General features: G+C 54.3%; 11 protein-coding genes. 9 read left to right on the top strand and 2 right to left on the bottom strand.

Features of this window, described 5'->3' with window-relative positions; translation table 11 throughout:
* The first annotated feature begins 146 nt into the window (after positions 1-146).
* A complete protein-coding gene (locus VV869_RS13460) occupies positions 147-641 on the top strand; it encodes an acyl-CoA thioesterase (protein WP_337735425.1) in 495 nt (164 codons plus the stop codon).
* 133 nt (positions 642-774) lie between these two features.
* Positions 775-1,641 carry a patatin-like phospholipase family protein gene (locus VV869_RS13455; protein ID WP_337735424.1) on the top strand — a complete coding sequence of 289 codons (867 nt, stop codon included), beginning with the start codon at positions 775-777 and terminating at the stop codon, positions 1,639-1,641.
* A 90-nt stretch (positions 1,642-1,731) separates the two neighbouring features.
* On the opposite strand, the gene VV869_RS13450 is transcribed toward VV869_RS13455, so the two are convergent.
* On the bottom strand, positions 1,732-3,207 hold the full coding sequence (locus VV869_RS13450) for a Na+/H+ antiporter NhaC family protein (protein ID WP_337735423.1): 1,476 nt from the start codon (positions 3,205-3,207) through the stop codon (positions 1,732-1,734).
* Positions 3,208-3,228: 21 nt separating this feature from the next.
* The gene (locus tag VV869_RS13445; protein WP_337735422.1) at positions 3,229-4,575 is read right to left on the bottom strand and encodes a glutamine synthetase family protein; all 1,347 of its coding nucleotides are present in this window, start codon (positions 4,573-4,575) and stop codon (positions 3,229-3,231) included.
* A 208-nt stretch (positions 4,576-4,783) separates the two neighbouring features.
* On the opposite strand from VV869_RS13445, the gene VV869_RS13440 reads away from it, so the two are divergent.
* From VV869_RS13440 to VV869_RS13410, 7 genes are read left to right on the top strand one after another with little or no spacing between them, the layout of a single operon-like run.
* Positions 4,784-5,578 carry a gamma-glutamyl-gamma-aminobutyrate hydrolase family protein gene (locus VV869_RS13440; protein ID WP_337735421.1) on the top strand — a complete coding sequence of 265 codons (795 nt, stop codon included), beginning with the start codon at positions 4,784-4,786 and terminating at the stop codon, positions 5,576-5,578.
* Positions 5,526-6,080, top strand: coding sequence for an HTH-type transcriptional regulator PuuR (gene puuR / locus VV869_RS13435; RefSeq protein ID WP_337735420.1), 555 nt, complete (start codon positions 5,526-5,528; stop codon positions 6,078-6,080). The genes VV869_RS13440 and puuR overlap by 53 nt, the downstream gene beginning before the upstream one ends.
* Before the next feature lie 25 nt (positions 6,081-6,105).
* Positions 6,106-7,602, top strand: a complete 1,497-nt coding sequence (locus VV869_RS13430) for an aldehyde dehydrogenase (protein WP_337735419.1) — start codon at positions 6,106-6,108, stop codon at positions 7,600-7,602.
* Between the two features lie 4 nt (positions 7,603-7,606).
* The gene (locus VV869_RS13425; RefSeq protein WP_337735418.1) at positions 7,607-8,884 is read left to right on the top strand and encodes an NAD(P)/FAD-dependent oxidoreductase; all 1,278 of its coding nucleotides are present in this window, start codon (positions 7,607-7,609) and stop codon (positions 8,882-8,884) included.
* A 22-nt stretch (positions 8,885-8,906) separates the two neighbouring features.
* Positions 8,907-9,776 (top strand): N-carbamoylputrescine amidase, encoded by an 870-nt coding sequence (gene aguB, locus VV869_RS13420; RefSeq protein ID WP_337735417.1) that lies wholly within the window; start codon positions 8,907-8,909, stop codon positions 9,774-9,776.
* Between the two features lie 26 nt (positions 9,777-9,802).
* Positions 9,803-10,894, top strand: coding sequence for an agmatine deiminase (gene aguA, locus VV869_RS13415; RefSeq protein ID WP_337735416.1), 1,092 nt, complete (start codon positions 9,803-9,805; stop codon positions 10,892-10,894).
* A gap of 32 nt (positions 10,895-10,926) precedes the next feature.
* Complete coding sequence (locus VV869_RS13410; protein WP_337735415.1) at positions 10,927-12,357, top strand: NAD-dependent succinate-semialdehyde dehydrogenase; 1,431 nt, start codon at positions 10,927-10,929, stop codon at positions 12,355-12,357.

The raw sequence follows: 12,357 nt of genomic DNA, 5'->3' as shown, positions 1-12,357 counted from the left end.
TCGCTCACAGGGCGCTTTTTTTTATCCGGTCATGAAATAGCGCTTGCCTTTTCTTTTCGCCAGTCGTTATGTTTATTGATGTCTCTCGTGATTGAAATTCAGAGGCAATAATCAAAGACAAAGAAGCAGCCAGGGAGTGTGTAGGCATGAGCAAAAAACAACGAGAAGTAACACTGAGATTTCTGGCTGAACCGGGTGACGTCAACTTTGGCGGTAAGGTGCATGGTGGCGCCGTAATGAAGTGGATCGACTTAGCGGCGTACGCGTGTTCTGCGGGCTGGAGTGGGAAATATTGCATTACGGCCTACGCCGGGGGGATCCGTTTTGTCGCGCCAATCCATGTAGGCAATCTGGTTGAGGTCAGTGCCAAAGTTATTTATACCGGCCGGACATCAATGCATATCGCGATTGATGTCCAGGCCAGTGATCCGAAAAACCTAGAGCGTCGTCTAACCACGCACTGTATTGTGATTATGGTGGCGGTTGATGAAGTCGGAAATCCAAGTCCGGTGCCGGAGTGGGTGCCGACAACGGACGAAGACAAGCTACTGCGGGATTCTGCGATTAAATTGATGAATATGCGCAAAGAAATCGGTGAAGAGATGGAAGCGCACGTGAAATACCTCAAGTCGAAAAACTAAGTGGTAACTTTCGGCAACGGTGACGGCCCTGGTTGATGATCGGGGCCGTTTTGATCCGAGCGCAGCACACTCGTTTAGCCGGGAGTCAGGTTTGTATCCTATGATGTTGTATCTTAAAGGAGAATTCACAGTGATGTTGGCACAAGAATTACAACAGCATACACCCGATTCGGCGCTGGTGGTGGAAGGGGGTGCCATGCGCGGCATTTTCGCTGCCGGCGTTCTGGATGCTTTTCTGGATTATCAGTATCGGCCTTTTGATATCTGTCTCGGGGTGTCAGCCGGCTCGACGAATTTGGCCGCCTGGTTGGCGGGCCAACGGGGGCGTAACCGTACGGTGATCACTGACTATTCCTGCCGACCTGAGTTCATTAGCTTCCGACGTTTTTTGCGTGGCGGGCATTGGTTTGATCTGGATTGGTTGTGGGACATCACGCTGCGTGAAATTCGCCTCGATACGCCAACACTGATCGCTCAGCCGATTCCGCTGTATGTGGTCACCACAGCCGTGGAAACCGGGGACGCCGCTTATGTACAGGCGACGGCAGAAAACCTCAATGAATTACTCAAAGCCTCCTGTTCCATCCCACTGGCGTATCGCAATTTTCCGGTCATTGACGGGATGCCGATGACCGATGGCGGTGTGGCCGATTCCATTCCGGTGATCAAAGCCTATGAGATGGGCGCAAGAAAAATTACTGTGGTGCTGTCCAGACCGCTGGGTTATCAGAAGTCGCCGGTGCGGCATCCGTGGTTGATCAACGCGCTGTTTCGCGACACACCTAAACTCGCGGAGGCTATGCTGCGTCGGGCCGAGCGGTACAATCAGGCGATTGCCTTTATCAATCAGCCGCCTGCAGATTGCGAACTGACGGTCATTGCTCCGCCGCCGGAATTTTCGGTCGGGCGTACAACCACAGATCCGGACAAACTTCAGGCCGGCTATCGGCTGGGCATGGCTGCGGCCACCCCGTTGATGTCGGGCGCTCCCGGACTTTAAACCAAAATGAAAAACGGGCTCGAAAGCCCGATTTCGTGGCTTGGTTGTTTGACCGTTTTGATATTAAAGCGGTTTGATTTACCCCGCGCTTTAGCCGACGACCAGGAAAAACACCGTGGTCAGAATAATCCCAATCAATGCGTAAGGTGCCTGCGTGATGGCATGTTGCATCGCTGTACAACCACTGCCTTGGGCCGACAGGACAGTCGAGTCACTGAAAAAGCAGGAATGACTTCCGGCCGCGGCTGAGGAGATGATCGCGCCGATCACCAGTGGCATTGAGACATCTAACTGCTGCGCCAGTGGGAAGACAATCGGCATTGCGACGGCAAACAGCCCCCAGGAAGATGCCGTGGCAAACACCAGCATGGTTAGAATCACGAACACGATTGCAGGTAACAGCTGCGGCGACAGAATCGGCGCCACGGACTCAATCACGTACTGGGTCAGGCCGATTTGGTCGTTGACGGATTTAAGCATGAAGCCACCGATCACGGTCGCCAGTGGCAGCAGCATGATTTTGATCCCTTCGTAGATCGCATCAAACATCGCGTCCATCGGCAGCAGATTCTGCACACCATATAAGAAAATGGTGAATAGGATGGCGACGAACACGCCGGCCAGCAGGTCGATATCGTAGAACCAACTAGCTGCAACCAAGACCACCATGGGTAGGATGAAGTTCATGATCCCCATCAGGCTGTTGGGATGCTTTTTGATATCCGCCCCGAAATCAATATCTTCTGCACCGTCCGGTTTAGTCTGGCCTTGGGCAGCGCGTTGCTCAGCCTTTTTCATTGCGCCGAGATCCGGCAACTTTTGCATGGCAACCAGAAACACAATAATCAGGGTGACCCAGCCATAGGCCATGTAGGGTATCGCAGAAATATAGCTCGTCAGGCCGTTGCCGGATTCGGTGATGTGGTTGGCTTCGAGCAGGGAAGCAAAGAAAATTGCCCAGGTAGAAATCGGTACCAGGATACAAATCGGCGCGGCCGTGGAATCCACCAGGTAGGCCAATTTTTCCCGGGAAATTTTGTAGCTGTCGGTGATCCGCTTCATCGAGGAAGAAATGGCGATGGCATTGAGATAATCATCAATGAAAATCAGAATACCCAGCAGAAAAGTAAGGACCATCGATTGGCGGCGACTCTTCACCCGGGTCACCAGGGCTTCACTGAATGACAGAATACTGCCGCCTTTTTCCAGCATGGTGATCAGGCCGCCCATCAGGCCGCAGACCAGAATAATCCAGCCGATGGTTTCATCCATCATGACAGCGAGAGAAATATCGACCACGTTGCCGACAATCTCCGTCGGCTCTACCATCAGCAAGCCGACAATGGCCCCGGCAAACAGCGCCTCGACGGTTCGGTGCGTTAACAGTGCAAAGGCGAGCACCACGGTAGTTGGTAACAGGCTGTACCAACCGTAGGGGGTGTCGGGCTCATGCAGGTTACCGATGATGATAAAGCCGGCCAGGATGGCAAGCACCAGGGTCATTACGCTTAAGCGCTGAAAGGTTATTCCGCCTGAGGGGGATAATGAAGTTGTTTCTGTTGTCATCGAATTAGTCCTTTAATTGGGTTACGCAGAGTGAAGCATCCATTCAACTTCAAGCGGGGTGATGAATTGCTCAAATTCAACCAACTCACTTTGTTTGCATGCTAAATACAAATCAAGAAATTCCTTTCCGAAATATGAGGTCAAAACCTCACTGTGCGCCATCCTGTCCAGCGCGTCAGACATCCGTGTTGGCAGTTCCTGGGCATCCGGGCTGGCCGGTGCCGGGCAGGCTTCCGGAGTGAGGTGCTCGGCATGCAGCACGCCCGACAAGACAACCGCGGCCAGAATATAGGGATTGACGTCAGCCCCGGCGATCCGGTGTTCAAGCCGACGGTTGTTGGCATCACTTTTCGGTACCCGCAAAGCAACACCACGGTGATTGTGTCCCCAGTTGACCAGGGTCGGGGTGAACATCCCTTTGGCGAACCGACGGTAGGAATTCACGTTCGGACACAGTAGCGCGATGGTCTCCGGCATCATGTTGAGCATGGCGGCGATGGTCTGATAGAAGAAAGCGCTGGGTTCACCGGCAGGTGAAGAGAATCGGTTTCGACCGTGTTCATCCAGGACGCTCAGATGAATGTGCTGACCGCTGCCGGCCTGATCTGCAAAAGGCTTGGCCATAAACGTCACGTCAAACCCGTGCTTTTGGGCCGCCTGACGGATGATCCGCTTGGCACTCAGCAGTTGGTCGCAGGCGGCGACCACATCCTGCTGGTGGAAAAAGTTCAGCTCAAACTGTCCCGGTGCCGATTCTGCCAGCGCCCCGTCGGTGTTGAGGTTTTGTTGCTTCGCGGCTTCATTGACATCGGTAAGGAAGGCGTCGTAGTCATCCAGGTTATCAACGTTGTAGACGTCGCAGTTGGCTTCACGTTGCTCTGTCGCCGGGTTGATGGGCGGCTGAATCTGACCATTGGGATCTCGTTTTTTATCAATTAGATAAAACTCTAGTTCCAGCGCAACCACCGGGAATTGCTGGCGGGCATGAAGCCGGGAGACAATGTTCAACAGAACATTTCGTGCTTCATAGGGGCAGGGGGTGGCATCGTCCTGGGCCATCATCTGCAGTTGCGCCTGTCCGACTTCCGGATTGAGTCCGGGACGCAGCGAGCCCGGTATCAAATGACAGAGATGATCCGGTTCGCCCAGGGCTTCCCCCAGCCCGGCGCTTTCGACCACGCTGCCGGTCACGCTCAGCGAGTTGTTCGAAACCGGTAAGTAAATGCCGCGTGCCAGTTTCTTCGCCGCCTCTATCGGGATGCGTTTTCCGCGGGGAGATGCATTGAGGTCATAAAATAATAGGTCGATATATCGAACATCTGGCCATGTTTGTATGAAATTTTGAACGTCCTGTATCGAGTCTTCCATGTTGATTCGCTCCGGTTGTGGCGGATTTATTTAACATGGTATTAACCTATAGCTCGATATTTTTAACGTTTCAATGCGCAAAAGGTATCTTTTGTGCGTTAAGTCACCGAAATGGGCTCTTATTGTTCGATTTGTGTTTTTTATTGTTGCCAGTCTGTTTTTGCTTGGCTAAGGTTTTGTCAATTAAATCGAACAAAGGGTGAAAGGAATGAGCACGAAACAACTGATTGCCGTTGTCTGTTGTCAAAAGCAAGTTGGGGGCTACGATGTTCAGTCCGTTAATGAGTTTTATCTCAATGCAATCAGAGACTTTGGCGGCCTTCCTGTGTTAATCCCTGCCGGCAGTGATGAGGCGGACTTAGATCAAATACTGGCAACGGTTGATGGCGTTCTCCTGCCGGGCAGCCACAGTAATGTGGCACCACAACATTACGGGGCCGACCATGATGAGCCGAAACAGGATCCGGGTCGCGATCAGCTGGCGCTGTCCATCATCCGCCAATGTGCTGCACTGGCCATTCCTGTGCTGGGGATATGCCGCGGCTTTCAGGAAATGAATGTTGCGCTCGGCGGAACCCTGCACCCGCAAGTGCATTGCAAATCAAATGCACTGGACCATCGGGAGCCGAATGATCCCGATTTCAGTGTGAAATACGCGGTCAGTCATTCGCTTGAGATTTGTCCGGGTGGGCATTTTGCAAGCTGGCTGGGTGAGACGCGTTCGGTATCGGTGAATTCATTACACGGGCAGGGGGTTGAAACACTGGCGCCAGCCCTGAAGATTGAGGCGGTTGCCCCTGACGGACTCATCGAAGCGTTCAGTTTGCCAAACCACCCTTACTTTATCGGCGTGCAATGGCACCCCGAATGGTTCGCAACAGAATTATTTATGTCAGAATTGCTGTTTAGCCACTTTATTCAAGCGGCCCAAGCCCTTAAGGAAAAAAGAAATGGAAAAACAGCAAATCGGCGCCAAGGTTGCGAGGCTTCGCAAGTTACATAATTTGTCACAGCGGGAGCTGGCAGAGCGGGCTGATATCACGCACAGCGCGATCTCATCAATTGAGAACGACAAAGTCAGCCCGTCAGTGAGTTCGCTGCAAAAAATCGTCAATGTATTTTCAATGTCACTGTCGGAGTTTTTCACCAGTGATGAGCCGAGCATCAAGCCGTCGGTGGTGATTCAACCGACCCAGTTTATCGAAATCGGCAATGAGTCGGTTTCCATGAAACTGGTGTGTGACGGCCGGGAGAATCGGCGGATGGGCTTTCTCATTGAGGAGTATCAACCGCACAGCAGTACCGGATTAAAATCCATTAAACATGAAGGGGAAGAAGCTGGCACTGTGCTTGAGGGAGAAATTGAACTCACCCTGGGCAAGGAGACTTATGTGATCAGGCAAGGTGAAGGTTACCTGTTTGATACCAGCATTCCTCACAAATTTACCAATCGCACGGATCAGGTATGTCGCTTGATCAGTGCACACACACCGGCAAGCTTCTAGCGCTTGCAGCGTTGAGGAAAAAGGGATGATCACGAAACAGCAATGGATAGAGCGAAAAAATGAGCTGGTCATAGAGTCACGAGCATATATCAACGGCAGCTACCAGTCGGCAGCAGATCACAGCAGCTTTGCGACGATCAACCCGGCCACCGGCGAAACGCTGGCCCAGGTTGCCCGCTGTAAAGCCGCGGATGCGGATGCGGCAGTTGAGCTGGCCAAAAGCGCATTTCATCGTGGTGACTGGCGTCATTTAGCACCAGCGCAGAAAAAAACAGTATTACTCCAGTTTTCCTCACTGATTGAACAGCATCGGGACACCTTGGCGCTGCTGGAAACGTTAGATACCGGCAAGCCGATCAGCCATAGTTTAAGTGCCGATATTCCCGGCGCCGCCAATGCGATCCGCTTTTATGCTGAAGCGATCGATAAAGTGTACGGCGAAGTTGCCTGTACCGGCCCGGATGTGCATGCCCATATCCAGCATGAGCCGATTGGTGTGGTTGCCGCCGTGGTGCCCTGGAACTTCCCGTTGCTACTGGCTTGCTGGAAACTTGGCCCGGCACTGGCGGCAGGCAACAGTGTCATCCTAAAACCCTCAGAAAAATCGCCGCTCACTGCGATTTACCTGGGTCAACTGGCCAATCAGGCTGGTCTGCCCGCCGGTGTTTTTCAGGTGTTGCCTGGCTTTGGTCTCGAAGTTGGTGATGCGTTAGCCCGCCATGCCGATGTGGATTGCATCACCTTTACCGGCTCAACCCGAATTGCCCGCCAGCTGATGATCAGCGCTGGTGAGTCGAATATGAAGCGGGTGTGGGCGGAAGCCGGCGGCAAAAACGCCAATATCGTTTTCCCGGATTATAAAAACCTGAAAAAAGCAGCCGAACAGACCGCAGCCGGCTGTTTCTATAACCAGGGCGAGGTGTGTGTTGCCGCCACCCGCCTGCTGGTTCATGAAAGTATTCAAGATCAGTTCGTTCGCATGGTGCAGGAAGCCGCGAAAGCGTTTACCCCGGGTGATCCGCTGGATCCGGCCACCCGGATGGGCGCGCTCATTGATGAGGGTCATAAACAGACCGTGCTGGATTATGTGGCGACCGGGGAAGCTGACGGTGCCGTGAAACGCTGTGGTGGTGACGTTGAAGGAACCGGCGCTTTTGTTGCCCCGGTGATCCTGGAGCAGGTCAGCAATGACATGACCGTTGCCCGCGAAGAGATTTTTGGCCCGGTTCTGTGTGTGATCCCGTTTCGTACTGAGGAAGAAGCGATCGCGATTGCCAACGATTCCCCATACGGCCTCGGCGCTGCGCTGTGGAGCTCCGATCTGGATCGGGTGCACCGGGTGGCCAAACAACTGCGAGCGGGATCGGTTTGGGTCAATAACTACAACGAAGGCGATATGACCGTCCCGTTCGGCGGCTATAAGCAAAGCGGGAATGGCCGCGATAAATCCCTTCACGCGCTGGAAAAATTTACGGAACTGAAGACAACCTGGATCTGTCTGGAATCATCATCAAAGGAGTGAGCAAATGAGCAAGCATGTCGATTCTTACTACGCGGCAACGGCGAACAACAAGGAAGACTATCCGGTCCTGCGTCAGGACCTGGAGTGTGACGTTTGCATCGTCGGCGCAGGGTTCAGCGGCTTGTCTGCGGGCCTGCATTTGGTCGAGCAGGGATTCAAGGTGGTGATCCTGGAAAGTGTCAAAGTTGGCTACGGCGCCACGGGGCGCAATGGCGGCCAGATCGTCAACAGCTACAGCCGCGACGTGGACGTGATTGAAAAGCGTTATGACAAAAAGACCGCGCAGGCCCTGTGCAACATGATTTTTGAAGGCGGTGACATCATTCGTCAGCGCATTGAACAATACAATATCGATTGTGATCACCGTGCCGGGGGCTTGTTTACCGCACTGAACCACAAGCAGTTCGAAGCGCTGAAACATCATAAGCAGAACTGGGAGCGTTATGGGCACACCGAATTGACGCTGCTGGATGGCGAAGAACTGAAAAGCTGTGTCGGCACGGATGTATATCAAGGCGGCTTGTTAGATATGACCGGCGGTCATATTCATCCGCTGAACCTGGCCTTGGGTGAAGCCGCTGCAATCGTCAGCCTGGGCGGCCAGATTTTCGAACATTCAGCGGTCACTCGAATAGAGAAAGGGGCCAAGCCTGTCGCCCATACTGAACATGGTTCCGTGAAGGCTCAGTATCTGGTGTTGGCCGGGAACGCTTATCTGGGCGATCTGGCACCCAATGTCACCAACAAAGCCATTCCGTGCGGCACCCAGGTGATTGCCACGGAACCGTTGTCTCAGGATCTTGCCGACGAGTTGCTGCCGCAGCGCTACTGTGTCGAGGATTGCAACTACCTGCTGGATTATTTCCGTCTCACGGCGGACAACCGCATGCTGTTTGGGGGCGGGGTGGTGTACGGTGCCCGTGAACCGGCCTCCATCGAGCGTGAAATTCGGCCGAAGATGGAAAAGGTCTTCCCGCAGCTGAAAGGGATCAAACTCGATTACGCCTGGAGCGGTAATTTTCTGCTGACCTATTCCCGGATGCCGCAATTTGGCCACTTCAGCAACAACATTTACTACCTGCAAGGTTACAGCGGCCATGGCGTCACTTGTACGCACCTGGCCGGAAAACTGCTGGCGGAAGCCTTCCAGGGCAATACCGAGCGCTTTGATGCCTTTGCCTCGCTGACCCACCTGGCATTCCCGGGCGGGCGTCATCTGCAAATTCCGCTCACGGCGATTGGCGCCGCTTACTACAACTTGCGCGATAAACTGGCGATTTAACCGGGCACCACAAGGAGAAATCATGTCAAGGACTGTGAAATTTGCTGCCGTACAGTTGGCGATTAGCTGGGATCTGGACGACAACCTGAAAAAAATCACCCGGGCGGTGAAAGATGCCGCAGAAAAAGGGGCGCAGGTCATCGTTTTGCAGGAACTGTTCGCTGCCCCGTATTTTTGTAAGAAACAGGAAGCGAAATACTTCGTCCTGGCGGAAGAAACGGCGACCAGTCAACTGATCCGTCACATGAGTGAGCTGGCTCGCGAGTGCAATGTGGTGCTGCCGGTCAGCTATTTTGAAAAAGCCGGCAACAGCTTCTTCAACTCTCTGGTGATGATTGATGCCGACGGCACTGTACTGGAGAATTATCGCAAATCCCATATCCCGGATGGCCCGGGTTACAGCGAGAAGTTCTACTTCAGTCCGGGAGACACCGGGTTTAAGGTCTGGAAAACCAAATACGGCACCTTTGGCGCCGGGATCTGCTGGGATCAATGGTTCCCCGAGTTGGCACGGAGTCTGGCTCTGGCTGGTGCCGAAGCGATTTTTTATCCGACTGCGATCGGCAGTGAACCGCAGGATCCAACCCTGGATTCTCGGGATCACTGGCAACGCACCATGCAGGGCCATTCGGCAGCAAACCTGGTGCCGGTGATTGCCGCAAACCGCACGGGTGTAGAAACCGACGACGGGATTGAAACGGTGTTTTATGGCTCATCTTTTATTACCGACCATAAAGGCGGGAAAATTGCCGAGGCCGAGCGCGACGTCGAAACCACAATCTTTGCCGAAATCGATCTCGCGCAGACCGCGCAGGAGCGTTACAGCTGGGGGCTGTTCCGCGATCGCCGCCCGGATCTGTATGGCGCACTCAATTCGCTGACCGGTAAGTAAGCGCACGGAAGACACGGAGTTGAAACATGGAACAAGCAGGGACGCCGAAACAAGACGGCTTTTACTTTCCGGCTGAATTTCAACCCCAGCAGGCGGTCTGGCTGGCCTGGCCGGAGCGGCCGGATAACTGGCGTGACGGGGCAAAACCGGCGCAACGGGTCTTTGCTGAAATTGCGGAAGTGTTGAGTCAGGTTGTCGCCGTCACGGTGGTGGTCACAGCGGCACAATATGCGCAAGCGCGTGCCGTACTGGGGGAGGCGATCACCGTGGTTGAAATGGCCTACAACGATGCCTGGATGCGGGACATCGGACCGACAGCATTGCTCAACGACCACGGTGAACTCCGGACGGTCAGCTGGCGGTTCAATGCCTGGGGCGGCCATCACAGCGGTCTATACTCTCCCTGGGAGCAGGATGATCGGGTGGCGGTGAAGGTCAGCAAACTGCTGGGTGTGGATCACTACCAGGCGCCTTTTGTCCTCGAAGGTGGGGCCATCCATAGTGATGGAGAGGGCACGCTTTATGTCACGGAAGAGTGCTTGCTGCATGAGAACCGCAATCCGCACCTGACCCGTGAAGCGCTGGCGCAGCAGCTGGCGGAATACCTGAATATTGAAAAGATCATCTGGATCCCGCGTGGGCTTTATAACGATGAAACCAATGGGCATGTCGATAACCTGCTTCATGTGATTGCACCGGGCGAAGTCGTACTGACCTGGACGGACGATCCTACGGATCCGCAGTATGAGATTTCGCGCCAGGCTTATGCGGCATTAATCGCCGAACCGGACGCCCGTGGCCAAACTGTAAAAGTTCACAAACTGCCGATGCCGGGGCCGCTGTATTTGAGTGAATCAGAAGCGGCCGGGATTGAAGCCAGTCAGGGGATGAAGCGTCAGGCCGGGGAAAGGCTGGCAGCCTCCTACTGTAATTTCCTGATGATTAACCGAACGGTGATTTTCCCGCTGCTGGATCCGCGTACCGATGAAGCCGCGAAAGCCGTGTTGCAGGCGGCTTTGCCTGACTGGCGAATCATTGGGATCCCGACCCGGGAAGTGTTACTGGGCGGCGGCAATATTCACTGTATTACACAACAGATTCCGGTCAGCCGGGCCTGAACGACCGGCTGACAGAGCAATGAGGAAACACCATGGAACAGATTAACAATCGCTCGCTGCTTGCTTTTATGTGCGAGCCTTCAGAAACCAGCCTGGCGGTGACCAATCCGGCGAACGGTGAGGTCGTCGGGCATGTGCCAACGCAGTCTCGCGAGGAAATTGAGGCGGCGGTCGAACGTTCGCATGCCGCCCAGAAGCTGTGGCAGAAACAGACGGCCAAAGCGCGCTCAGCAGTGCTGCGCCGCTGGTATCAATTGATGATGGATAACCAGCAGGATCTGGCCCGGTTGATGACCCTGGAGCAAGGGAAACCGCTGAAAGAGTCGATGGGTGAAGTGGCCTACGGCGCCTCATTTATTGAGTGGTTCGCTGAAGAAGCGAAGCGCACTTACGGCGAGACCATTCCGGCACCGATGGGCGATCGCCGGATTGCGACCATTAAGCAGCCAGTTGGGGTGGCCGCCGCGATCACGCCGTGGAATTTCCCGATTGCGATGATCACCCGTAAAGCTGCGCCTGCACTGGCCGCCGGGTGTAGCTTTATTGCCAAACCTGCCAACCAGACACCGCTGTCAGCGCTGGCTTCGGCTGAGCTGGCGTATCAGGCCGGTATTCCGCGGGATCTGTTGATCCTGGTGGTGAACCCGTCAAGCCGGATGATTGGGGAAGTGTTCTGCACGCATTCGAAAATTCGTAAGCTGTCTTTTACCGGCTCGACCCAGGTCGGACGCCTGCTGCTGGAACAATGCGCTCACGATGTGAAGCGCACGTCGATGGAACTGGGCGGGAATGCACCGTTTATCGTCTTTGACGATGCGGATCTCGATAAGGCCGTGGAAGGGGCGATTGCCTCGAAATTCCGCAACGCTGGGCAAACCTGCGTTTGCGCCAACCGTTTCTATGTTCACGACCATGTTTATGATGCCTTCGTTGATAAGTTCGTCGCCGCAGTGAAGGACCTGAAGATCGGGAATGGTTTGGAAGCTGGGGTTGCGATTGGGCCGGTGATTGAAGAAAAAGCCAAAGAAAATATCTTGCAGCTGATTGAACAGGCCAAGCAGCAGGGCGCGTCGGTTGCCTGTGGGGATCAGCCGCAGCCGGGCCTGTTTGTTGCGCCGACAGTGCTGACGAACGTGACTCAGAATATGGCGATTGTCTCGGAAGAGATTTTTGGTCCGGTCGCCCCGGTGATCCGATTCCGCAGCGACGAAGAGCTGGTGCAGATGGCCAATGACACCATTTATGGCCTGGCGAGCTATTTCTACAGCCGCGATATTGGCCGGATCTGGCACGTCGCCGAAGCGCTGGAATACGGCATGGTTGGGATCAATGAAGGGATTATCTCAACGGAAGTCGCACCGTTTGGTGGGGTGAAGCAGTCCGGGATTGGCCGTGAAGGGGCCAAACAGGGGATCGACGAATATCTGGATATTAAATATCTCTGCTTTGGCGGTTTGGAATAA

Source organism: Photobacterium sp. MCCC 1A19761 (assembly GCF_037389125.1).
Classification (GTDB): Bacteria; Pseudomonadota; Gammaproteobacteria; order Enterobacterales; family Vibrionaceae; genus Photobacterium.
This window is presented reverse-complemented; position numbering and strand designations above follow the sequence as displayed.